The sequence below is a fragment of the Pseudomonas sp. Z1-29 genome, from assembly GCF_051131995.1.
GTDB lineage: Bacteria > Pseudomonadota > Gammaproteobacteria > Pseudomonadales > Pseudomonadaceae > Aquipseudomonas.
Genome location: NZ_CP071645.1, coordinates 3,304,698 through 3,328,093, shown reverse-complemented (window position 1 = coordinate 3,328,093; position 23,396 = coordinate 3,304,698). Strand labels below are relative to the sequence as shown.

At 61.9% G+C, this 23,396-nt stretch carries 22 protein-coding genes; 11 read left to right on the top strand and 11 right to left on the bottom strand.

The window, feature by feature from the left end:
- Positions 1-7 precede the first annotated feature (7 nt).
- Positions 8-463 carry a PACE efflux transporter gene (locus tag J3P84_RS15070; protein ID WP_434624024.1) on the bottom strand — a complete coding sequence of 152 codons (456 nt, stop codon included), beginning with the start codon at positions 461-463 and terminating at the stop codon, positions 8-10.
- Between the two features lie 105 nt (positions 464-568).
- On the opposite strand from J3P84_RS15070, the gene J3P84_RS15065 reads away from it, so the two are divergent.
- On the top strand, positions 569-1,453 hold the full coding sequence (locus tag J3P84_RS15065) for a LysR substrate-binding domain-containing protein (protein ID WP_434624022.1): 885 nt from the start codon (positions 569-571) through the stop codon (positions 1,451-1,453).
- A gap of 60 nt (positions 1,454-1,513) precedes the next feature.
- Here the strand turns inward: J3P84_RS15065 and J3P84_RS15060 are convergent, their stop codons facing one another.
- Positions 1,514-1,639, bottom strand: a complete 126-nt coding sequence (locus J3P84_RS15060; protein ID WP_434624020.1) for a hypothetical protein — start codon at positions 1,637-1,639, stop codon at positions 1,514-1,516.
- A gap of 360 nt (positions 1,640-1,999) precedes the next feature.
- Positions 2,000-3,181 carry an MFS transporter gene (locus tag J3P84_RS15055; RefSeq protein WP_434624018.1) on the bottom strand — a complete coding sequence of 394 codons (1,182 nt, stop codon included), beginning with the start codon at positions 3,179-3,181 and terminating at the stop codon, positions 2,000-2,002.
- A gap of 141 nt (positions 3,182-3,322) precedes the next feature.
- Between J3P84_RS15055 and J3P84_RS15050 the strand changes: the two genes are divergently transcribed.
- The gene (locus tag J3P84_RS15050; protein WP_434624016.1) at positions 3,323-3,781 is read left to right on the top strand and encodes a winged helix-turn-helix transcriptional regulator; all 459 of its coding nucleotides are present in this window, start codon (positions 3,323-3,325) and stop codon (positions 3,779-3,781) included.
- A gap of 12 nt (positions 3,782-3,793) precedes the next feature.
- On the opposite strand, the gene J3P84_RS15045 is transcribed toward J3P84_RS15050, so the two are convergent.
- On the bottom strand, positions 3,794-4,528 hold the full coding sequence (locus J3P84_RS15045; RefSeq protein WP_434631335.1) for a substrate-binding periplasmic protein: 735 nt from the start codon (positions 4,526-4,528) through the stop codon (positions 3,794-3,796).
- Between the two features lie 247 nt (positions 4,529-4,775).
- Here J3P84_RS15045 and J3P84_RS15040 point away from each other — a divergent pair, with 247 nt between their 5' ends.
- Entirely contained in the window at positions 4,776-5,471 is a 696-nt protein-coding gene (locus J3P84_RS15040; protein WP_434624014.1) for a tRNA (adenine(22)-N(1))-methyltransferase, read from the top strand.
- 77 nt (positions 5,472-5,548) lie between these two features.
- On the opposite strand, the gene J3P84_RS15035 is transcribed toward J3P84_RS15040, so the two are convergent.
- Entirely contained in the window at positions 5,549-6,205 is a 657-nt protein-coding gene (locus J3P84_RS15035) for a glutathione S-transferase (RefSeq protein WP_434631332.1), read from the bottom strand.
- Between the two features lie 188 nt (positions 6,206-6,393).
- Here J3P84_RS15035 and J3P84_RS15030 point away from each other — a divergent pair, with 188 nt between their 5' ends.
- Entirely contained in the window at positions 6,394-6,957 is a 564-nt protein-coding gene (locus tag J3P84_RS15030; RefSeq protein ID WP_434624012.1) for a TetR/AcrR family transcriptional regulator, read from the top strand.
- Position 6,958: 1 nt separating this feature from the next.
- Here the strand turns inward: J3P84_RS15030 and J3P84_RS15025 are convergent, their stop codons facing one another.
- The 3 genes from J3P84_RS15025 to J3P84_RS15015 all read right to left on the bottom strand — a co-directional run bounded on the left by J3P84_RS15025 (position 6,959) and on the right by J3P84_RS15015 (position 11,825).
- A complete protein-coding gene (locus J3P84_RS15025) occupies positions 6,959-9,247 on the bottom strand; it encodes an Orn/Lys/Arg decarboxylase N-terminal domain-containing protein (RefSeq protein WP_434624010.1) in 2,289 nt (762 codons plus the stop codon).
- Positions 9,244-10,653 carry a putrescine-ornithine antiporter gene (potE, locus tag J3P84_RS15020; protein ID WP_434624008.1) on the bottom strand — a complete coding sequence of 470 codons (1,410 nt, stop codon included), beginning with the start codon at positions 10,651-10,653 and terminating at the stop codon, positions 9,244-9,246. Before potE ends, J3P84_RS15025 begins: the two co-directional genes overlap by 4 nt.
- Before the next feature lie 176 nt (positions 10,654-10,829).
- The gene (locus J3P84_RS15015) at positions 10,830-11,825 is read right to left on the bottom strand and encodes an aldo/keto reductase (protein WP_434624006.1); all 996 of its coding nucleotides are present in this window, start codon (positions 11,823-11,825) and stop codon (positions 10,830-10,832) included.
- 113 nt (positions 11,826-11,938) lie between these two features.
- Here J3P84_RS15015 and J3P84_RS15010 point away from each other — a divergent pair, with 113 nt between their 5' ends.
- From J3P84_RS15010 to J3P84_RS14990, 5 genes are all read left to right on the top strand, one after another.
- Positions 11,939-12,862: a LysR family transcriptional regulator gene (locus J3P84_RS15010; RefSeq protein ID WP_434624004.1), complete on the top strand. Its 924-nt coding sequence runs from the start codon at positions 11,939-11,941 to the stop codon at positions 12,860-12,862.
- A 528-nt stretch (positions 12,863-13,390) separates the two neighbouring features.
- The gene (locus J3P84_RS15005; RefSeq protein WP_434624001.1) at positions 13,391-13,819 is read left to right on the top strand and encodes a DUF2231 domain-containing protein; all 429 of its coding nucleotides are present in this window, start codon (positions 13,391-13,393) and stop codon (positions 13,817-13,819) included.
- Positions 13,816-15,108 (top strand): PQQ-dependent sugar dehydrogenase, encoded by a 1,293-nt coding sequence (locus J3P84_RS15000; RefSeq protein ID WP_434623999.1) that lies wholly within the window; start codon positions 13,816-13,818, stop codon positions 15,106-15,108. The genes J3P84_RS15005 and J3P84_RS15000 overlap by 4 nt, the downstream gene beginning before the upstream one ends.
- 184 nt (positions 15,109-15,292) lie before the next feature.
- On the top strand, positions 15,293-16,057 hold the full coding sequence (locus J3P84_RS14995; RefSeq protein WP_434623997.1) for an SDR family NAD(P)-dependent oxidoreductase: 765 nt from the start codon (positions 15,293-15,295) through the stop codon (positions 16,055-16,057).
- 20 nt (positions 16,058-16,077) lie between these two features.
- Positions 16,078-16,917 (top strand): oxidoreductase, encoded by an 840-nt coding sequence (locus tag J3P84_RS14990; RefSeq protein WP_434623995.1) that lies wholly within the window; start codon positions 16,078-16,080, stop codon positions 16,915-16,917.
- Positions 16,918-16,961: 44 nt separating this feature from the next.
- Here J3P84_RS14990 and J3P84_RS14985 read toward each other — a convergent pair whose 3' ends face one another.
- Both J3P84_RS14985 and J3P84_RS14980 read right to left on the bottom strand, forming a co-directional pair.
- Positions 16,962-17,912 carry a DNA/RNA non-specific endonuclease gene (locus J3P84_RS14985; protein WP_434623994.1) on the bottom strand — a complete coding sequence of 317 codons (951 nt, stop codon included), beginning with the start codon at positions 17,910-17,912 and terminating at the stop codon, positions 16,962-16,964.
- Between the two features lie 71 nt (positions 17,913-17,983).
- Positions 17,984-19,312: an OprD family porin gene (locus J3P84_RS14980; protein ID WP_434631329.1), complete on the bottom strand. Its 1,329-nt coding sequence runs from the start codon at positions 19,310-19,312 to the stop codon at positions 17,984-17,986.
- Between the two features lie 218 nt (positions 19,313-19,530).
- Between J3P84_RS14980 and J3P84_RS14975 the strand changes: the two genes are divergently transcribed.
- Complete coding sequence (locus J3P84_RS14975) at positions 19,531-20,310, top strand: EAL domain-containing protein (RefSeq protein WP_434568647.1); 780 nt, start codon at positions 19,531-19,533, stop codon at positions 20,308-20,310.
- Positions 20,311-20,391: 81 nt separating this feature from the next.
- On the opposite strand, the gene J3P84_RS14970 is transcribed toward J3P84_RS14975, so the two are convergent.
- On the bottom strand, positions 20,392-22,113 hold the full coding sequence (locus tag J3P84_RS14970) for an amidase (RefSeq protein WP_434623991.1): 1,722 nt from the start codon (positions 22,111-22,113) through the stop codon (positions 20,392-20,394).
- 269 nt (positions 22,114-22,382) lie between these two features.
- On the opposite strand from J3P84_RS14970, the gene J3P84_RS14965 reads away from it, so the two are divergent.
- On the top strand, positions 22,383-23,387 hold the full coding sequence (locus J3P84_RS14965) for an ArsJ-associated glyceraldehyde-3-phosphate dehydrogenase (protein WP_434623990.1): 1,005 nt from the start codon (positions 22,383-22,385) through the stop codon (positions 23,385-23,387).
- The last annotated feature ends 9 nt before the right edge of the window (positions 23,388-23,396 follow it).

The window sequence follows — 23,396 nt, the reverse complement described above, 5'->3', positions numbered from 1 at the left end:
GTCTGGTTCAGGTGGCGTTGGCCTTGCAGGTCGAGGCCTGGTCGGGCTGCGCCGAGAGCGGAACATCAAACACCCGGTCGAATCCCCACTGAAAAACCAGGGCGTAGAAAAAGAAAAACACGAAGAGCCCCAGGTTTGTCGCCAATGCCTGCCACAGGCTGATATCCAGCCATGCGGCAATCACTGGCGTGAGGATCAGCGTCAGGCCGCCTTCGAATCCCAGCGAATGCCCCAGACGCCGCCGCCAGTTGCGCTGGCGATTGTCCTGGCGCCGCTCCCAGGCTTCGAACAAACCATTGAACAGCATGTTCCAGGCCAGCGCGACGAAAGAAATCAGCAACGACAGCAGGGTCGAATAACCCATGCCTTGCTGGTAGATCAACGCCAGTGCGGGGGCCACGAACAGCACGCCGCCGGCTTCGTAGAGGATGGCTTGAAGAATTTTTCGAGGTGCGCCTTGCATCGGTGGTCTCCTGGAAACGGGGCAGGACCACAGCCTGGCGAGTTGAGCGACGGCGCACAATTGAGCTAAATTGAGCCTCGCTCAACCTGAGTAATGCTTGCCGCCATGTTTGCCAGACAGCCCCTGACCGCCTTGCGCGGCTTTGAGTCCGCCGCACGGCTGGGCAGTTTCAAGGCGGCGGCCCAAGAGCTGAGTATCAGCGCCGCGGCGATCTCCCATCAGATCAAGAGCCTCGAAGCGTTTCTGGGTGTGCGGTTGTTCGAACGCTCCAGCCAAAGCGTACGCCTGAGCCCCGATGGCGAGCGGCTTTATCCGCATATCCACCGGGCCTTGGCGGAGATTCAGCATGGCTTGCAGACATTGGCGCCGCCTTGTGTCGCGCAATCACTGGTGGTGAGCACGACGCCGGCCTTCGCCAGCCTGTGGCTGATCCCGCGGCTCGGTGATTTTTATCGAGCGCACCCGGACATCAGCGTCCGACTGCACAGCAGCAATGACCTCGTCGACCTGCAGCGTGACGCCAGCATCGACCTGGCGATTCGCGCTGTGTTCACCTCGGATCCGCAACTGTTCGAGCAGCCATTGCTGGATGAATATTTTGCCGTCTACTGCCACCCCGGCTGGCAGCCGCCCGCAACGGGGACTCCCGTCGAGTTGATCGACGTGCCGTGGCTGAGCAGTTCCGATGTCGCGGTCGATTGGCCGGCCTGGTGCGCCCGGGCCGGCACTTCGGTCTGGCTGGATAATGCCCGCGTGCGAGGCTATGACGAAGAGCAACACGCGCTGCAGGCGGCAATCGTCGGACACGGTCTGGTGCTCGCCAGCCAGGTCCTGGTTGCAGAGGCTGTGGCCCGTGGGCAGTTAGTGCCTTATCGGCCGGAGGTTCGCCTGGCGGGTGCGCGCTATACCCTGGTGTGCGTACCGGGACGGGAGCGGCAGCCAGCGGTACGGGCGTTCAGTGAATGGTTGCTGGGGCAGGGGGCCTGCTGAAACGAGGCGTCAAACGGCTGGGCCAGGGAAAACCCGATTGGCGCGGGAACAGGTTCGAGGTCAAGGCTGTCCCTGGACTTTGGTCGAGACGAGACTCTCGTAACTTTCCGGATGCGGCGCCTCGGTGAAAATCACGTTGGAACGCTCGCTGCGGCACTTGAACTTCACGCCCTTGCGCGGCGTCATCTCCCTGGCCGTCTCAAGGCAGATCTGCCTTGAAGCGTAGGTCGGCCCCGGTCTGCGTTCTTCAACGCAGCCCTCGAAGCCACTGCAAATTGTCATAACGACAAAATATACGGTCATCATCCTTGTATTGCTCCGCTGGGCGATGCGATTGACTACCTCTGCGCCTGCCCCTGTTCAGTTGAACAGGCAGGGCCGATGAGGCGGATGATGAGCGCTTCATCGAACCTTCAGCAATGGCACGCCAGTGCCATTTGTCGGAATATTGTCACTTTTTCGAATGTTTTTAAAACTGCCGTTTCTGTCGCCAATATATTGGCGAAAGCGCCGTTATCGATAGTTTTTGCCAGGGGTCGAAAAGGCCTAACTCCGCGCCGAGAAATACCATGCAACCAGCGCCGCGAGGCTGATCGAGGCGCCCAGTAAACTCACCGCCTGCCAGCCCCAGAGCGCATACACCTGGGTGGCAGCTGCCGCCCCCAGCGCGCTGCCGACCGAGTAGCAACACATGTACGCGCCAACCATGCGGCTTTGGGCGTCGGGTCGCGCGGCGAAAAGAAAACTCTGGTTGGTCACATGCACCGCCTGCACGGCGAAATCGAGCAGGATCACCCCCACGACCAGCGCGATCAACGACGACTCGGCAAAGGCGATGGGTACCCAGGAAAGCGCCAGCAGCCCCAGGGAAAGGCCGGTCACCCGTCGCCCCCAGCCTCGGTCAGCCCAACGGCCAGCCCTCCTGGCGGCGAGCGCCCCGGCAACGCCGGCCAGGCCGAACAGGCCGATAGCGCTGTGTGAAAGCGACAGCGGCGCGGCACTGAGGGGCAATACCATGGCGGTCCATAGCACGGAAAAAGCCGCGAAGATCAGCAGGGCAAACAGGCCTCTGCTGCGCAGGACCGGTTCAGTCAGGAACAGTTTGAACAGCGATCGAATGAGCGCTGGGTAGGTATGCTGGTTACGTAGCGGTTTGGCGGGTGGCGCTATTTTCCATAACACTGCCGCGATCGTCAGCATCAGTCCTGACGAAACGAAATAAACCGCACGCCAGCCCGCCAGGTCGGCGATCAGCCCTGAAGTGAACCGAGCCATGAGAATGCCCAGCACAATCGCGCTGGTCAGGGCTCCCACGGCCTGCCCGCGTTGGGCGGGTGGAGACAGCAGCGCGGCGTAGGCGACCAGTACCTGCACGACCACCGCCATCAAGCCCGTGAGGCTCATGGCTGCCAGCAGGACCAGCCAGTGCCTGGAAGCGCCGACGGCCGCCAGCGCCAGCACCGACAAGGTCACGAGCGTCAGGATCAGCCGCCGGCTGTCGACCTTGTCGCCCAACGGCACGATGAACAGCAACCCCAGCGCGTATCCAGCCTGAGTGGCCGTCACCACGATGCCGATCGATCCGGGCGTCACGCCGAGGCTTTGTGCGATGGAGGCGAGTAACGGCTGGGCAAAATAGACATTGGCAACGGCCAGTGCGCAAGTCACCGAAAACAATAACGTCAGCGTTTTGGACAAGCCTCGTTCCAGGGGGGTAAATGCGCTCATGTTCCTCTCCGTGGGCTATGCTGGTTTCAATTTAAAACCTGTCTGCGATTTATGCGGGATTGGGTTTTAAATTGCAACCACTTGGGCGAGACTGACCGACGAGTAAACGGCGTACCGCAGCCCCGTCCGAAGGTAAACAAAATGGTTGAGAACGATGTGTCGCATAACCGCGAATGCCCCGTGGCACGCACGCTGGAAGTCATCGGTGATCGCTGGTCGCTGATGATCATCCGCGACGCCTTCGATGGGCTTCGCCGCTTCAGCGAGTTTCAGAAGAACCTGGGGGTGGCCAAGAACATCCTGGCGTCGCGACTCAAGGCCCTGGTCGAGGTCGGCGTGTTCGAGGTGCGGCCCGCCTCGGATGGGAGCGCCTACAAGGAGTACGTCCTGACGGAAAAAGGCCAGGCAACTTTTGCGCTGGTCGTCAGCTTGAGGCAGTGGGGTGAAAGGTTCCTGTTCACTCCGCAGGAGACAAGGTCGCTGTTGGTAGACAACGAGTCAGGGCAGCCGCTGATGCCGATCGAGGTTCGTTCATCGAGCGGCCGGAAACTCGAACCGTGGGATTGTCACCGGGTCAGGCGGGTTGCCGGCGAGTCGTGAAGCCGCTGTGCTTCAGCGTTCGGCGGGTTGCTCGTAGCGTTGCTGGATGCGCGCCAGTTCACCGGACCGGCGCAGTTGCTCAAGCGCGCTGGCCCACTTGGCAATCACCTGCTCGTCGCTGTCGACGCTGAAGGCGATGTACAGCGAGGAGCGGTAGAGTTCGATGGGAATCCTGCGCAATGTTCCGGCGGGTATTTTCAACTGGCGGCTGTAATACGCCACTCCCGCATCGGTATCGCCGACGATGATATTCGTCCGCCCGGCCAGCAACATGCGGTAGAGCAGCTTGCTCTCGGTGGCGCTCTTGTCCAGGTTGTTGAAGCCCAGCGATTTCAGCATCTGGGGCACCAGGCCGGCATGGCGGGTGGTGATTTGCGGGGCGCGCAGCAGTTGTTCCAGCGAAGTGATCGGCGGCGCGTCAGCCAATTGATAGGCGTGGATGGATTCTTCGACGATCGGCCCGACCCACTTGTACAACGGCTCGCGCTCCGGCGTGCGGAACAGCGAGTACATGATGGTCTTGGGCCGGGTCCGCAATATTTGCGTGGCCCGCATGCTGGGCTGCAGCACTACTTCGAAGTCGTCCCCGGTCTGGGCCATGATGGCTCGGACGATTTCCGTGGTCATACCGGTGAGCTGACTGTTTTCGACGTAGTTGTAGGGTGCCCATTCCTCGGTCACGACCTGATATGGCTCGGCCGCGGCCCCTGAACCGAGCAATAGACAGAGCAGCGCTGCGGCAGGCATCGAATGCTTCACATGTTCTCCTGATAGGCGGTTCGCCGTTCCTGAGCGAACCCAAGACAAGCATAGACCCAAACACGTGCCTGACGACGGCTGCGGCTCCGTTATGAGAACGATCCCTCAGTTGCGTGCCGTGCCGGGCCGGCTGCGCGAGGGTTCACAAGCCTGGCTGCCTCCGTCGCTGGTACAGTGTCGCGCCTGACCGTGGCTACAGACGCCGGGCCTGCCTGGCGAGAATAGGATTGGAAGTTTGAACGAACAGACATTATCCATGCGCCTGGAGCGCGTGGCAGCGCATGTGCCGGCGGGTGCCCGGCTTGCCGATATCGGCTCCGATCACGGCTACCTGCCGGTGGCATTGCTACGTCGTGGTGTGATCAGCGCAGCGGTGGCCGGGGAGGTGGCGTTGACGCCGTTCCGCTCGGCCGAACGCACGGTGCGCGAAAGCGGTCTTGAACAAACGATTGCCGTGCGCCTGGCCAGCGGCCTGGGGGCGATCGAACCCGGCGACGGTATAACGGCGATCAGCCTGTGCGGCATGGGGGGCGAGACGATTCGCGACATTCTCGAGGCCGGCAAGTCCCGCCTGAGCGGTCGGGAACGGCTGATCCTGCAGCCCAACGGCGGCGAGCAGCCATTGCGCCAATGGTTGATGGCCCACGACTACCGCATCCTTCATGAGGAAATGCTGCGGGAGAACCGCTTCTACTACGAAATCATCGTCGCCGAGCGCGATGGGCCGGTGACGTACAGCGCCGAGGAACTGTACTTCGGCCCGCTGCAGATGCAGGCTCGCAGCCCGGTATTCCTGGACAAGTGGCAGCGCATGCTGCGCTTCAAACAAAAAAACCTGGCTAACCTCACCCGGGCGCAGCAGGGCGTGGCGCAGGAAAAGGTGCAGGAGATCGCGCGGCAGATTCGCTGGATCAGCGAATTGTTGGCGTGAGCCGCTCGAGCTGTTCCGCGACTGGCTGACAAGGCGCATCCGCCGCCGTTACGTCGAATGGCGGATGCGCTTTTACTTCAACGTTGCGCTGCACCGCGCTCGACCATCGCTCGCCACTGCTGGACGCTGGGTCTTGCCTGCATCTTCGAATGCCATGCCAGCAACGCCTGGCATTCCTCGGGCACTGGCAACTTGACCAGCGAGGCGAAGATCATGCCGCCCAATACCGCGATGTCTGCCATCGAAAAACGCTCGCCTGCAATAAAAGGGCGTTGGCTCAGCAGGTCGTTGAAATAACGCATGCCCCTGACCGCCTTGTCGCGCATGCGCATGCCCCACTCAGCGTTCTGGTACAACTCGACTTCCGGCCCTAGCCCCGGCGTCGCATGGTGGAAGTACACGCTGACCGCATCGAGGAATTCTATTTCGGCGCGCTTGGTCATCATCTGGATCAGGCCTTTCTCCAAAGGCGTTTCACCGGTCAGGGCAGGGGGGCCAACCAGGGCGTCCAGGTACTGCGTGATCGCCGTGCATTCGGCGATGAGCGTGCCGTCTTCCAGCTCCAATACCGGCAGCGTTCCCGAATAATTGATCGCGAGGAACGCCGGCTTCTTGTGTTCGCCCGTCCATAGATTGACCGAGACGAATTCGGTTTTCGAGAGTAGACCTTTCTCTGCCAGGGCGATGCGTACTCGCGCCGGGTACGGGCCGTCAAACCAGTCATGGATTTTCATCATTGGGAGTTCGGAAGCGTCGTGGTGGGAGTGGGGAAGAGTCATGATCAAGTTACCTGCCTGTCAATTGGTAGGTAAAAGATTGGGCGACAATTCTCGGACTGTCAACCCCTACCTGTCACTTGGCAGGTAAACTGGCTGCGGGTACAATCAGCCCGGTTTCAGCCATTCAGAATGAGGAACGGGACGTGAGCGAAAACGCTCGGGAAGCCATCCTGGCAGCCGCTAAAAGCGCTGCGCAGACCCATGGCTACAGCGGAATCAACTTTCGAAGCATTGCCGAAGCGGTGGGGATCAAGAACGCGAGTATCTACTACCACTTCCCCAGCAAGGCCGACCTGGGCGCGGCGGTAGCTGAACGCTACTGGCAGGACGCGGCCGCCGTTCTGAAGACGATTCGTGAGGAGAACCCCGATCCCCATGGTTGCTTGCGGCTGTACCCCTTGATCTTTCGCAAGTCACTGGAAGACGGCAACAGACTCTGCCTGTCCAGCTTCATGGCGGCCGAACACGAAGACTTGCCTGAGCCGGTGAAGCGCGAGGTCAAGGCCTTCGCCGACGCCAACGTGGCGTGGCTGGCCGAGGTGCTGGCAGCCGCCGGCACGGGCAGCGTGGAAAAGTGTGAACGCCGCGCCCTGGCCATTTACACCGCTGTCGCCGGTGCCCAGTTGATCGCCCGGACGCGGCTCGACATCAACCTGTTCGACGAACTGATCCTCAGCTACCAGGAAGCCGGACTCATCCCGGCTTGAGCTACTGTTTCAGCACCAGCAATCGATAAGTGCCCGCTTCGCTTTCAATTCCATGGGTGTCATGGGTGAACCCGGGGAACGATCGGTCAAAGCTTTCCAGCGCCTTGAGGTAGGTCAGCACCGGTCCCTCCGACGGCCCTGCATTCTCTCCCGGCATCAGCAAGGGAATTCCTGGTGGATACGGCACGATACCCGTCGCGGCGATGCGTCCGGCCGCTTCTTCGAGGGTGACTTGCTCGATCTCGTTCTTGACCAGTTTCTCGTACGTCTCCACCGGGCTGAAGTGCGCCTCAGGCAGTGTGCCGAACGCCTGGGCCATGGCGGCAGTGGTCCTGGTTTGTTTCATGGCGGCGAAAATTTCCTCGGCGAGGTCCTTGAGCCCCATGCCGGAATAACGTTGCTGGTTGGCGCTCAACAGGTCGGGAAGGCAGAGTTCCAGCTCCAGGTTGGCGTCGTAGTCGCGCTTGAAATCGAGCAACGCGTTGACCAGCGTGCCCCACTTGCCCTTGGTGATGCCGATGGAAAACAGGAACAGGATGGTGAAATCAGTGGTTTTTTCCACCACGATGCCTTGCGTGCCCAGGTAGGCACTGAGCACACAGGCCGGAATACCGAAGTCCAGCAGGTTGCCGTCGTCGCCCATCCCGGGGCTTAGGATCGAGACCTTGATCGGGTCGAGCATGCAGTAGCCGTCTTCAATGTCACCGAAGCCGTGCCAGACCTCATTGGGGTGCAGGACCCAGCAGCCTGGGTCGACCTTGAGCCTGGCCGGGTCGACTTCGTGGAACACAATCGACAACCCGTCGACCTGCACTGACGGCGGCTGCCAGCAGGAAAAGAACCAGTCGTCATGGCTGCGCATCTCGTTCTGCATATGCGAGATGACCTGACGGAAAGCGATGGCTTCCTCGATCGCCTCGCTGGTGAGGATCTGCCCGCTGGGCGCCTCCATCATCGCCGAGCTGACGTCGCAGGAGGCCATGATTGCGTAATTCGGCGAAGTCGAGGCGTGCATCATGTACGACTCGTTGAAGCGCCCATGGGGGATCGGATTGCGGCCATTGCGCACATGGATCATCGAGGCCTGGGACAGCGCCGCCAACAGCTTATGCGTGGACTGGGTGGCGAACACGGTCGGTTTCGACGGGTCGTGATCGTCCGGGCTGCCATGCATTGCAAAGCGATCCTTGTACAGCGGATTAAAACGCGCGTAGCCATACCAGGCTTCGTCGAAATGCAGGCGGTCGACGCTTTGCCCCAACAACTCTTCGACGCGAGTGACGTTGTAGGTCAGGCCGTCATAGGTGGAGTTGGTGATGATCGCATGCACCGGCGTCGGGTCGATGTGACTCTTGACCAGCGGGTTGCTCGCGATGGCGGCCTTCACCCCCTCGGCGCTGAGGGTCCGCGGCAGGATCGGGCCGATGATGCCGAAGCGGTTGCGGGTCGGCACCAGGTAGGTCGGAATGGCCCCGGAGAGGGTCATCGCATGCTCGGCGGATTTGTGGCAGTTTCGGTCGCACAATGCGATCTGGTCACGGGTCACACTGGCCATCAGGATGACGCGGTTGGACATCGATGAGCCGTTGGTGACGTAATAGGTGCGGTGCGCGCCGAACACTTTGGCGGCATAACGCTCGCCCTGTCCGATGGGGCCGCTGTGGTCGAGCAGGGAACCCAGCTCGCCGACGGAAATCGACAGGTCCGAACGCAGCAGGTTCTCCCCGAAAAATTCATAAAATGCCCGGCCTGCGGTGCTTTTCAAGAACGCCGTGCCGCCCGCATGACCCGGTGTGTGCCAGGAATATTCGTAGCTGCGGGCAAACTTCAGCAGCGCGCCGAACATCGGCGGCAGCACCGCCTGGCGATAGCGCTCGATAGCCGCCAGTATCCGCCCGCTGAGGAAACGGCTGGTGTCTTCAGGCAACCAGATGAAGTCATCGGCATGTTGCATGACGATCAACGGCACGTTGGACGCCGTGCTGCGATCGCTGATCAGGAACACCGGTACGCGGGTGTTGCGCTCGCGTAGCGCGGTGAGCAGGTCGATGCATTCGCGGTGGTCGTCGCTGGTGTCGATTTCCCAGCTGAGCAACACGCATTGGATGGCCGGGTCGGAACTCAGGATCGACTTGGCATCACTCAGGGTTTCGGAGGTCAGCACGCTGACGGCGCGGTCCTCCACGTCGCTGATCAGTTGGATCAGCGCGCGGCCGAATACGCTGCGTTTGTCGGGCGCATTGGAGACCAGCAAGGCCAGCATCCCCAACAGATTTCGATGTTCCGTCATGGCAAGGGCTCCAGGTTAGCTGCCTTCAGGTGGTTGACGGGAACGGGCTCGCCAACGATGTGCTGCGCCGCGACGGTCTGGGTCGGTACGCTGTTGTTCAACGCCTCCAGGCGGATCAGGCGGGTGTTGACGTAACCGAACAGCGTGTAGCCGACGATGACCGCCACGCCGCCGAGCATCAGCGCCTGTTCGCCTGAGCTGTAGAGCGCGAGGTAGCTGTAGGCCGCCGCGACGCCTGCGACGATATTGGTGACCAGGGCTTTGTTCGCCGGGACATTCGAAACCTTTTGCAGGGTCACCAGCGTCGCCATGGAGAGAATGTAGGGCACCAGGTTGGTCACCACGGCGAGATTCACCAGCGTATCGAACTGCTTGGCCAGGTCCGGGCTGATGGTCAGCAGCGCCATGGTTGTCTGCATCGCCAACAGGATCAGCATGCTGATGATCGGCACGCCATGCTTGTTGGCCTTGGCGAAGATCGGCAGGAAATAGCCGGTATCCGCCGAACTCTTGAAGACCTGTGCCACGGTGAATTGCCAGCCAAGCAACGAGCCGATGCAGGCTAGCACCATCAGGCCCATGACGATGTCACCCACCAGCGGCGTGAACATCTTGGCGAACACCAGGCCGAACGGCGCGGTGGAGGAGACCAGCTCGGCGTTGTCGACGATGCCGGCGATGACGTTGGTGGAAACAATGTAAATCACCGCGGCACCAAGGGTCCCGCCGAGGACCGCAATCGGCACGTTCTTCTCGGGATTCTCCACCGCGTCACCGTTGGCGCAGGCCGATTCGAGCCCGAGAAATGCCCAGAGCGTGATCGCAACCGAAGCGCCTGCCGCTTCGTACCAGGTCTTGTCGTGAGGGTTCCAGCCGGCGGCATAAACGCTGCTGTCGAACCAGAACCAACCGACGGTGGAAACCAGCACCACCGGGGCAATGACTCCCCACACCGTCACGGCGCCGATCTTGCCGGTGATGCCTGCGCCGCCGAAATTGGCGAAGGTGGTCAGCCACAACAAAGCGATGGTCGCCAGGCCGACTTGCAGCGAATCCAGCTTGATATTGAACAACGTCTGGATATAGCCGACTGCGGTAATGCTGATCGCCACGTTGGCAATCAACAGCGAAAGGCCGTAGGTGTAGTTGGTGATGTAGTTGCCGGATTTGCCGAAGGTATATTCGGCGTAACCGCCCATGCCGCCGGTCTTGCGGCTGAGCATGCCGCAGCGGGCGAACGCGTAGGCCAGTGCCAGCGAGCCCGTGGCGGTGATCAGCCAGGACAGGATGGAGATGCCGCCGACTTCGGCGAGTTTGGTCGGCAACAATATGATGCCGGACCCTAGCATGTTGACGGCGGTCAGCATGGTCAGCTGGCTCACACTCATCTTCTTGGCGACTGACATTCCCTTGCCTCACATGCATGAAGTGAAGGGCTTAAGCTATAGCAGAGGATTTGCAGTAAGCCAGAATATCGCAGCGGGATTTGGCGCCGCAGGTCAAGAATCGGATCGAAAACGTGCCGGGGTGGCACGGGGGACGAATATCCCCGGTGCCGTTGCAGGTAAAAAGCCCTGCCTGATCAGCCGTCGAGCAAGGTCATCACCTCGGCGCTGTAGCGTTCGCCGGCCACCGCGCCTTGGGCGCCGAAAATCGCATCCAGGTGAGCCAGCTCCTCGGCGCTCAGGAAGACGCTGGCGGCGGCGACGTTGCTTTCCAGGTACTTGCGCTGCTTGGTGCCCGGGATCGGAATCACATTGCTGCCCTGGGCCAGGACCCAGCCCAAGGCCAGTTGCGAGGCGCTGATCTGCTTCTGCTCAGCCAACGCCTTGACCCGTTCGACCAAGGCCAGGTTGCGCTGGAAATTGTCGGCGAGGAAACGCGGGTTGAAGCGGCGGTAGTCGTCTGCGGCAAAGTCATCAGGGGTCTTCAGCTCGCCCGTCAGAAAGCCGCGGCCCAGGGGGCTGTAAGCGACAAAAGCGATCCCCAGGCGTCGGCAGGTGTCGAGCACGCCGTTGTGTTCCGGCTCCCTGGACCACAGCGAGTATTCGCTTTGCACCGCTGCCAACGGATGCACGGCATGGGCCCGCTGGATGGTCTCGGCGCTGGCCTCCGAAATCCCGATGTGGCGGACCTTGCCGGCCTTGACCAGCTCGGCCATGGCGCCGATGGTTTCTTCGACGGGTACCTGTGGGTCGATGCGATGCTGATAGTAGAGGTCGAGGTAATCGGTACCCAGGCGCTTGAGGCTGCCATCGATCGACTGCCGGACGTATTCGGGGTGACCATTGACGCCCCGGGCATGCGGATCATCGCTGCGCACCAGGCCGAACTTGCTCGCCAGGTAGATACCTTCACGCTTGCCGCGCAAGGCACGCCCGAGCAGTTCTTCGTTGGTGTGCGGGCCGTACATGTCGGCCGTGTCGAACAGGGTCACGCCCAGCTCGACGGCGCGGTGGAGCGTGGCGATGGATTCGCGCTCGTCGGTGCCCGTGGTGTAGAAATCCGACATGCCCATGCAGCCCAGGCCGATGGCGCTGACGTGTGGACCCTGGTGGCCAAGTTGACGAGTGATCATGAGGTTGTTCCTTTGGGTTGAAGTGACGCGATCAGTCTCCGTAAAACGGTTTTCTGGATAAAGCCGCTGTTTTTGGTTTAACTATTCGTGATTTCTGAATAGTGAGTAGAACCATGGATCGATTACAGGCTATGCAGGTGTTCCGGCGCATCGTCGAACTGGGCGGTTTCGGCAAGGCCGCCGACGATCTGGGTTTGCCCCGGGCTACCGTCAGCCTGTTGATCCAGCAACTGGAGGGGCATCTGGGGGTGCAACTGCTACAGCGCACCACGCGGCAGGTGCGCGCAACCCTGGATGGCGAAGCCTATTACCAGCGCTGCGGCCAGTTGCTCGATGAACTGGACGACTTGGAAACCTCGCTGTCCGCGCAACGCAGCCAACCTCGCGGCACCCTGCGCGTGGACATGCCCATCGCCTTCGGCTGCACATGGATCGTGCCGAACCTGGCGGACTTCTATCGGCGCTATCCGCAATTGAAACTGGACCTGGGTTTTCATGACCGGTTGGTTCATCTGCAGCGTGAAGGCGTGGATTGCGCCATCCGGGCCGGCGCCATCAGCGACCTGGCACTGGTGGCGCGACCGATCGTGCGGTTGTGCCAGGTGACTTGCGCCAGCCCTGGCTACCTGGCTCGTTCAGGTACGCCTGTGGCGCTGGAGGACCTGGCAGAGCACCGGGCCATCGGTTTCGCGTCCGGTAACGGTCGTTATTTCCCGTTCGAATTCGAAGTGGCAGGGCAGGTACGAGAGTTGCAAATGTCATCCGAGCTGACCGTCAACAACGCCGACGGCTACGTAACGGCTTGTGAGGCAGGATTCGGCCTGATCCAGGCGCCGCGTTACCACGTGCAACGGCAACTCGCCGAGGGGCGGTTGGTCGAGGTACTGAGCGATCATCCGGTGCCGTCATGGCCGATTTCAGTGGTCTACCCGCCTCATCGACAGCTGTCGCCGAGGGTGAGGGTGTTCATCGATTGGCTGATCGAGTTGCTGCATGGCGCGGCGGATGCGGACGAGGCCCTGATGGTGCGGGTTTAACACGAACCACCCCGAAACCCCATTCCCCCGTGGCGAGGGAGCTTGCTCCCGCTGGATTGCGCAGCAATCCCAAAAAGGCTGTTCGGGATCAGCCTGGCACACCTTGGTGATTAGGCTTGGGGCCGCTACGCAGCCCAGCGGGGATAAATCCCCTCGCCACAGAAAACCATGACCTCAAGCCTTTGAAGCTGACACCCAGCACTGCCCTTCGTGGCGAGGGAGCTTGCTCCCGCTGGATTGCGCAGCAATCCCAAAAAGGCTGGTCGGGATCAGCCTGACACACCTTGGTGATAGGGCTTGGGGCCGCTATGCAGCCCAGCGGGAGCAAGCTCCCTCGCCACGGTTTGTATCGGCATGCCCCGTACTCCTTGTCATTAAAAACGCTGGGAGCTGCCGCCTTATCCCAAGCGAAAAATCGGAACTATCGCTTTGGCGGCACGATCATTTCCCTAGGCGTTAATCAACGCGACCCCGCCGGCCCGGATCTCACGGAAACCGCCACGGGACGCTGAACGATAAGGAGCTGTCATGACCGTTACCACCCATCCCCTCTACCGAAGCACGCCAGGTCCGCTTCACGCGGTCCTGCTCGCCGGTAGCGTTCCGTTGTTTCTCGGGGCGCTGCTCAATGACATCGCGTACTACAAGACCTACCAGATCCAATGGAGCAATTTCGCCTCCTGGCTGATTGCCGGCGGACTGCTGTTCTGTGGGTTGGCATTGCTGTTTGCGCTGGTCAATCTGATCCGTGCGGAGCGCAAGGGCGGGCGTCCGGTGGTGTATTTCCTACTATTGCTGGTGACCTGGGTACTCGGGCTGATCAATGCCTTCGAACATGCCAAGGACGCCTGGGCCATCATGCCCCAGGGCCTGGTTCTGTCGGTCGTCGTGACCCTGTTGGCCTGCGCTGCGGCGTGGGTCGGGCTGACCAATCTGCGTTCCGGAGGTGAGCAATGAAACCGCGCATCGCATTGACAGCCCTGAGCATGGCGTTGTTGTTGAGCGCCTGTGGAGGAGAAGGGGACGCCACTCAGGCACGCGGTCCGGACCCCAAATTGCCGGAGCCCCAGCGCGGGTTGTTGCCCAGCATGAAAATCGCCGAGCCGGTGCCCTGGGGCGAGCAGAAACCGACGGTACCGCAAGGCTACGACATCACCGCTATCGCCACCGACCTGAAGATTCCGCGCCAGACCCTGGTACTGCCCAACGGCGATATCCTGGTGGCCGAAGGCCGTGGCGGAAACGCTGCGAAGCTCAAGCCCAAGGATGTGATTGCCAGTGTCATCAAGGCCAAGGGCAACACCCAGGTCAAGGGCGGCAATCGCCTGACGCTGTTGCGCGACGCTGACGGTGACGGCACCTACGAGCTCAAGACGGTCTTCGCCGAAAACCTCAACGCACCCTATGGCCTGGCGTTTGCCGACGGCAAGCTGTACGTCGCCAACCAGGATGCACTGGTGCGCTTCGATTATCAGGAAGGCCAGACCAAGGCCAGTGGAGCGCCCACCAAGGTCACCGACCTGCCGTCCGAGATCAACCACCACTGGACCAAGGCGCTGGCCATCAGTCCCGACGGACGCTCGCTGTACGTTGGCATCGGTTCGAACAGCAACGTCACCGAGCGCGGCATGGAAGTCGAAATCGACCGGGCCATGGTCTGGCAGATCGACGCCGAGACAGGCGCCCACAAACCCTATGCGACAGGTCTGCGCAACCCGACGGCGTTGAAGGTCGAGCCTGGCTCCGGACAGTTGTGGGCGGTGGTCAACGAGCGTGACGAGTTGGGCCCCGACCTGGTGCCGGATTACCTGACATCGGTGCGTGAAGGCGCGTTTTATGGCTGGCCCTACAGCTATTGGGGGCAGAACGTCGACCCGCGCGCACAACCGCAGGATCCGCAAAAAGTCGCCGCTGCGGTCAAACCCGACTACAGCCTCGGGTCCCACGTCGCGGCACTCGGTGTCGATTTCTCCATCCCGGCCATGGGCGAGCAATTTGCCGAAGGCGCCTTCGTGGGTGAGCACGGCAGTTGGAATCGCGACCAGCCGGTGGGCTACAAGGTCATTTTCGTGCCGTTTCGCAATGGTCGTCCCGCTGGTGAACCGGTGGACTTCGCCACGGGTTTCCGCGGCGACGATGGCAAGACCCGTGGGCGGCCCGTGGGTGTGACCGTTGATCCGCGCGGTGCGTTGATCATCGCCGATGACCTGGCGAACACCGTGTGGCGGGTGACTCGCAAGCCATGAACCCGATGCCCGGGACGCGCTGCCGTCCCGGGTAATCCCGCCGGTTTTGCAGGTTTGCGCAAAACCCCGACAGTCCCCGCAACATCACCAAAGCCCGGTAACCCTCGTTGCGCGACAGTGAAGCCGTCAATCACGACAGCGCACCGGCGAATGTCTCGTCGGTCGGTCAACGAGGAGAGCTACCATGAGCGATATCAAACACAACGTTCCCCACGAAGTCGAAGGCAAGGTCGCCCTGGTCACTGGCGCCGCCAGCGGTATCGGCAAGGCCATTTCCCTGTTGCTACACGCCCGTGGCGCCAAGGTGATCGCCGAGGACATCAACCCCGCCGTCAACGAGCTGGCCCGCCCGGGACTGGTGCCGCTGGTGGCTGACATTACCGAGGACGGCGCCGCCGAGCGCGCGGTGGGCCTGGCGGTCGAGCAGTTCGGCCGGTTGGATATCCTGGTCAATAACGCCGGCATCATCATCAACAAACTTGTGGTCGACATGACGCGCCAGGATTGGGAACGCATCCAGGCCGTCAACGCCACCGCGGCGTTCCTGCACTCACGCGAAGCGGTCAAGGCAATGATGCCCAACAAGTCCGGGGCCATCGTCAACATCGCCTCCTATGCATCCTATTTCGCTTTCCCGACCATCGCCGCCTACACCGCGTCCAAGGGCGCCCTGGCGCAGTTGACCCGCACGCTGGCGCTGGAAGCCATCGAGCATGGCATCCGAGTCAATGCGGTCGGCGTTGGCGATGTGGTCACCAATATCCTCAATGACGTGGTCGAGGACGGCCCGCAGTTTCTCGCCCAGCACGGCGAAGCCGCCCCCATCGGCCGGGCCGCGCAACCTGAAGAAATCGCCGAGGTGGTCGCCTTCCTGGCCTCGGACCGTGCCAGCTTCATGGTCGGCTCGGTGGTCATGGCTGATGGCGGCATGACAGTCACCGCCGGCTGAGCCAACAGAGGAGAACCGTCATGAGCAATCGTAAAACCTGGCTGGTCACCGGCTGTTCCACTGGTTTTGGTCGATACATTGCCGAGCATCTGCTCAAGCAGGGTGAGCGCGTGGTCGTCACCGCCCGCAAAGTCGAGCAAGTGCAGGACCTGGGCCGCCTCGGCGAAGCTCTGGTGCTGCCGCTCGATGTCACTGACCCACAGCAGGCCCGCGACGCAGTGGCCGCCACCGAGCGAGTCTTTGGTAAGGTCGACGTATTGATCAACAACGCCGGTATCGGTTACTTCGCCGCCGTCGAGGAGACCGATCCGCAGGCAGCGCGTCGGCTTCTGGAGGTCAACCTGGTCGGTACCGCGAACATGATCCACGCGGTGCTGCCTGGCATGCGCCGGCGGCGGCAGGGGATGATCGTCAACCTGACGTCCATCGGCGGGCTCGCCGGCTTTCCTGCGGTGGGTTATTACTGCGCGAGCAAGTTTGCTGTGGAAGGGCTCAGCGATGCCTTGCGGGCCGAAGTCGAACCGCTCGGCATCCGGGTCATGACCGTGCAACCCAGCGCGTTTCGCACCGAGTGGGCCGGCTCGGCAGCCGAGGTAAGCGAGTCGATCGACGACTACGACGCCACCGCAGGCGCCGCACGCCGCGCTTATCACGTCTCGGTCGGCAGGCAGGAAGGCGACCCGGCGCGTGCGGCCGCGGCGATCTATACCGCGGTCAATGCCGAGCAGCCGCCTCAGCGGTTGCTGTTGGGCAATCGCGCGTTCGAAGTGGCGATGGCCAAGCTGTCCGCCATGCAGGAAGAGTTTCGCGCGTGGGAGGCCACGGCGCGTGGAGCTGATTTTCCTGGTCTGGAGCATTGATAGCCCGACCGGCGTCCGTTGTACCGGGCGCCGGCCGGTCCGTTTTACAGAAGGATATCTTCGGGCCCGCGGATGGCCGCTTCAATCCGTGTTCCGGTCAAGCGTTCCTCGTTCGAGAAACCGTCGTAGTCGGCCAGATCACCAAAACGAACACCCGTCAGCGTTTCGATCTGATCAACGCTGTGTCGGTAGGTCTTGAGCGCTCCGAACAGGAGTTCCAGTTTCCCCAGTTCCCGGCGTTGGTCAATCATGTAGGCGCTGGCCGAGGGCTTGCCGTCGTCACCGAGGAATGCCACGACTTTCCAGAACGCGGTGGGGATCTGCACGCCCCGATAGGTCGGATCATCTTCGCGCAGCAACGGCCCGGTGAATACCGTCGCCCGGGCTTTCCAGCGGCGAGTGTTGTCGAGGATATAGTCCTCGAGCTCCAGCCAGGTTTTCTGGTTGAACGCGGCCATCTGTGGCGAGCAGTTGGTGAAGTGGAAGGTGTCGGTGTTGGCCGTGTGCGCCTCCTGGCCCCAGTTGGGGTCCTGGCGCCTCACCAGATGGCCGCGATCCAGCAGGTTGTCGGCATAGAGCTCTTCGCCGAGCTGCGCATCGCTGGGCAGTCGCCCGTCATAGGCCCAGGCATCGCGCCCGCGATCGACTTCGACACTGCTGGCGCCATCGATATTGACACCCGCCACGAGCGCCAATCGTCGACTTCGAGACAGGGTGATGGAGAAATGGGTGTAATCCAGACGGTTCATGGCTGCGCCCGTCGGGTGGACGTCCTCTGCCTGGGCTGGATCCAGGGACGGCCAGGGCACGATGAAATCGCCAAGGAAGTCGCTGCGATAACCCTCTCGATTTTCCAGCTGTGTTGCCGGAGTGATCCTGGGTTCCGCCTGTCTGCGCAGGGCAGCGGGAGCTGCCCGCAAGGATTGGACAAGCGGTTTGAGATCCGCAAGCCTTGGTCGGTGAGAGACGTTCGTCGCTAGTCCTGATGACGGCATGGCGCTTCCTCGCTGGGCTCGATGCCAACTATCATGCCGTCAGCAGCGTGAAGGTTTGATGATGCGTCTTTTCAGAACGGCCCGAGCTTCAGCGGGTACTGGATGACGACGTACAGCCTGTCGATGTCATCGCCGGCCTGGGCGCTGTTGGCGCGGTGGGTGACGTGGGACAGTTGCAGCGACAGGTCCTTGGCCGGCCCTGATTGCACGACGTAATGCAGGTCCAGGTCGCGCTCCCAATGACGGCCGCCGTCCCCCTGCTGCGGGCTGTAGGTTCCGGTGTCGCTGTCGAACGGGTTGTAGGCGCCGCCCCTTGGCGCATGGCTGCCATCTATCCCGTTGCCGGTTACATAGCGGGCCATGAAACTCAAGCCGGGGATGCCCAAGATGCCCAGGTCGAGGTCATAACGAGCCTGCCAGGAGCGCTCGCCCGGGCCATTAAAATCAGCGTATTTGATCGAGTTGGCCAGGTAGATGGAGTCACCACCAACGAAATCGAAAGGCGTGTCGCCGTTGATTTTCTGGTACGCCAAGGTGAATGCCTGGGCTTCATGTCGATATTTGCCGGACAGGCTGAAGGCCGTGTTGTCGATGGCGCCTGCGCTGGCCTGGCCATGGTCGCGGGTGTAGTAGACGTTACCGTCGAGGAACAGCTGGCCCAGCGTCGAATGCAGATTGCCGTAGTACTGGCGCCAGGTGTCGCTCAGCTCGGAAGCATAGAGCGCGCCGCCCACCGTGCGGCCGCTGAACAGGTCGGCACCGATGAAGTCGATACTGCCGTGGCGGGTACTTGCCCCATAACCGGAGAAATCGCCTTTGGCGGTGGAGGCATCCTGATTCTTGAAGGCGTTGAAATGACCCGCCTGCAAATCGACCTCATCGATTTCCTGGCTCGACAACAACACGCCGCTGGCGTATTCCGGTTGCAGGCGCTTGTCAGCCGTATCGAATACCGGTGTCGCGACGGTCATTTCGCCCAGCGCCAAGGTGGTTCGCGAGGTGTTGAATTTCAGCGCAGCGCCGGCGCTGGAGTATTCGTCCTCACTGCGCCCGTCTTCGTCCAGCGGCAGCAGTCCCGTCCCCGAGTGGCCCTTGCCGCCGTCCAGTTTCAAACCGACGAACCCATGGGCGTCGATGCCTGCACCGACGATGCCGGGCGTGAAGCCGGACTCGAACGTGGCGATGAAGCCCTGGGCCCATTCCGCCTTGTAGCTCTTGCCCGCCGGGGTCGGGGACCGGTAGTCATTGTTGAGGTAGAAGTTGCGGCTCAGCACCTCAAATGTCGCCCCTTGCAGGAAACCCTCGGCGGTTTGTCCTGCCAGTGCGGGTGCGCTTCCCGCCAGCAAAGCCAGCAGCCAGATCGGCTTCAGGGCGACCGGTGCTGGCCCGGGGACAATCATGTTTGTGGATGCGGGCGACATGCGTCTTTTCCGTGTGAACCAAGGCCTGGACAGAGCGCCATTCTTGGTGAGGTCGCGCGCAGGGGCGAGTTAAACGTTGTTAATTGCGTAACGCGGGCCCGACCGCACTCCAGAAAGCGCGACCCGTGCCGATTCAAGGGAGATTGCCTATAGTTTCTGCAACACAGGGACACCCGCTGCCGCGACGGAACACTGATATGACCGCATCCTCTTCTCCTCAAACGTTCAAATCCCTTGGTTGCGCCGAGTGTCGCGACCATTCGGCATTGGGATTTGATTTCACCATGGCGTTCCAACCAATCTTCAATGTCCGCACGCGCACGGCCTTTGCCTATGAGGCACTGGTCAGAGGCGTAAACGGCGAATCGGCAGGTTATATCCTCGGGCTTGTGAATGACGGCAACCGCTACCGGTTCGACCAGGCCTGCCGAGTAAAAGCGATCGAGGAGGCTGCCAGGCTGGGTATCCTCGACATTCCCGATTGCCTGCTCAGCATCAACTTCCTGCCCAACGCCGTGTACCGGGCCGAGACCTGTATACGGGCGACATTGGAGGCTGCGCGTCAAAGCCGCTTTCCGCCGGACAGGCTCATGTTCGAGGTCACGGAAGGCGAAAGGGTGGACGACCCCGAGCACCTCAAGTCGATCTTTCTGGAGTACGAACGTCAGGGTTTCACTACCGCAATCGATGATTTCGGTTCTGGCTACTCGGGGCTCAATCTGCTTGCGCTGTTCCAGCCCCAAGTGCTGAAGATCGACATGGCGTTGACCCGAGGCATCGACCAGGACCCGGTCAGGCGCGCGATTGTCGAGGGGATCATCCTGGTCGCCGGCCGGCTGGGGATTACCGTCATCGCCGAGGGCGTCGAGACGCGAGAAGAAAGCGCGACGCTGCTGGAGTTGGGCATCGAGCTGATGCAGGGGTATCTCTATGCGCGGCCCGAGACGGGGCGGCTTGCGGTGGGCAGGTTCGATTAGCCTGCAGCAGGCGCTGATGACGCAGGCCTCACAGCTATTGAAGCGGTGAGCCTGCTTTCCTGTTTCATGTACCCGCCGCGATCACGCGCGCGGATGATCACCAGACAACGGCGGAGTCCGCGGCGGGATCATCCGTTTCGAGCCCGTCGACTCGAATGCCGAGGCCAGCTGCAGCAGTTTCGAATCGTCATAGGCACGGCCCGCGAACGTCAACCCGACCGGCATGCCGATGTCCGCCATGACGCCCATCGGCACGGTGACCGTAGGCACGCCCAGGTGGCGGATGGCGAGGTTGCCGTTGGCGACCCATACGCCATTGCTCCAGGCAATGTCGGCTGATTCCGGGTTGACGTCCGCGTCGGCGGGCCCGACGTCCGCCACGGTAGGGAAGATCACCGCGTCCAGGCCAAGGCGCTCCATCCAGTCCTCGAGATCGATCCGGCGTGTCTCTTCGAGGCCGCGCAAGCCATCGGGCAACGTCGGGATCTGGTCCCACGGCGTGATGCCGCGCTGGGCCATCTTCACGTATTCGTCCATGCCGGCGGCAAGATCATCCTCGCGATTGGGCAGGGTGCCCGGATCGTGAGGGAAAATCAGCGGTCCGTCGACGTCGGCCAGGCGATTGAGTTTCGGATCGCCGTTGGCCCGCAGGAAATCATCGAACGCCCAGGCCGACAGATCCCAGAGTTCATGGTGCAGGAACTCCTTGGACACCAGGCCGCGGGTGAACACCGTCGGCGCGCCAGGACGATCGCCCTCACAGTTGGACACCAGCGGGAAGTCCACCTCGATCACTTCGGCGCCTTGGGCCTCCAAGGCTTTGCGCGCGGCTTCCCAGAGGGCGATCACCGACGGGCGAGTGATGATTCGTTGCCCGGTCGGGCCGCCAATGCCTGGCTTTTCAGCGGTGCCCGCCTCGGGGTCGGCATTGATGTACATGCGCGGCACGCCGAAACGGATGCCGGCCAACGCTTCGGGATTGGCGGCAAGGTTCGGGTACGAGGCGGGACGGACCGAATCGACGGACGGAATCGGCACCCAGGGTTGCAGGCGCCACAGGTCGCCACGGGGGTCGGGGTCGTTCGCCACCACCACTTCCAGCACTTCCAGCAGGTCGGCCATGGTCCTGGCGTAGGGCACGACAACGTCCATCGTCGGCGTCAGGGGCCAGTTGCCGCGCACCGAGATCACCCCGCGCGAGGGCGTGTAGGCACACAAGCCATTGTTGGAGGCCGGGCCGCGTCCGCTGGACCAGGTTTCTTCAGCAAGGCCGAAGGCGGCGAAACTGGCAGCGGTGGCAGTGCCCGCGCCGTTCGACGAACCGGAGGCAAAAGGCGCGGTGAGGTAATCCGCGTTATAAGGGCTTTCGGCGCGGCCATAAACACCGCGCTGCATGCCGCCGTTCGCCATCGGCGGCATATTGGTCTTGCCCAGGCAGATCGCACCGGCGGCACGCAGGCGTTCGATAGTGAAGGCGTCGCGATGGGCAACCAGGTCCTTGAAGGCCGGGCTTCCAGACGCAGCGGTCAGCCCTTTCACCAGATAACTGTCCTTGGCGGTATAGGGAATGCCATCGAGGGGGCCCAGAGTCTGGCCTTTGGCCCGCCGGGCATCGGACGCCTTGGCCTCGTTCAGCGCAGAAGGGTTGCGAACCACCACCGCGTTGAGGGCGGTAGGCGTGTCGGGACCGTCATAGGCGTCGATCCGGGCGAGATAGGCCTGGACCAGCTCGACCGCCGTGGTCTGGCCGGATTCCAGCGCAGCCCGGAGCTGGGCAATGGAGACTTCGGTGATTTCAATCATGCTGTTACCGCTTCGGCTGACGAAGAACATGAAGCACGGGTCTGTTCAAACAAATTTCCCGGACACCTCATGCCGTTCAAATGGGGGCTGACATCGGGTGCAGACTGTACTACGAGAGCGTGATCGGAACACTCTCCCTTCTGAAATAACAACGGACTCCGTGGCGAGGGTGCAAGCTCCCTCGCCACAGGGACGCGCCACTTTCGATTTCCTCTTGTATCCGGAAAAACATATATTCGACTGAACACCAATAGACGGCCCCCTTCAAAATGACGATCAAAGTAGGCATCAACGGTTTCGGACGCATAGGTCGCCTTGCCTTGCGCGCGGCCTGGGGCTGGCCGGAATTCCAGTTCCTGCAGATCAACGACCCGGCGGGCGACGCGGCGACCCATGCGCATCTGTTGAACTTCGATTCGGTGCACGGCCGCTGGAACCGCCAGGCCGACGCCGATGGCGCCAGCATGATCATCGAGGGGCAGCGCATCAAGGTCACAGCCAACAAAGCGATTGCCGACACCGACTGGTCGGGCTGCGATGTGGTGATCGAGGCCAGCGGCAAGATGAAGACGGTCGCGGTGCTCCAGGCGTATCTCGATCAGCGCGTGAAGCGCGTGGTGGTCAGTGCCCCGGTGAAAGAGCAGGGCGCCTTGAATATCGTCATGGGGGTCAATCACCAGCAGTTCGAGCCGGACCGGCATCGCATCGTGACTGCGGCTTCCTGCACCACCAACTGCCTGGCGCCCGTGGTCAAGGTAATCCACGAGAAGCTCGGCATCCGTCACGGCTCGATCACCACCATCCATGACCTGACCAATACCCAGAGCATCCTCGACCAGCCGCACAAGGACCTGCGTCGCGCCCGGGCGTCGGGTATGAGTTTGATTCCCACCAGCACCGGATCGGCCACCGCCATCGCCGAAATCTTTCCCGAGCTGCGCGGGCGCCTCAATGGCCACGCCGTGCGGGTGCCGCTGGCCAATGCGTCGCTGACCGATTGCGTGTTCGAGGTCGAGCGAGCTACCACGGTGGAGCAAGTGAACGGTTTTCTCAAGGACGCAGCCGAGCACGAGCTCAAGGACATCCTCGGTTTTGAGGAGCGCCCTCTGGTGTCCATCGACTACCGCACCGATCCGCGCTCGTCGATCATCGATGCGCTGTCGACCCTGGTTGTCAACGGCACCCAGGTCAAGCTTTATGCCTGGTACGACAACGAATGGGGCTACGCCAACCGCACCGTCGAACTGGCCCGGATGGTTGGCCTGGCTGTCTGAGGAGTCGTG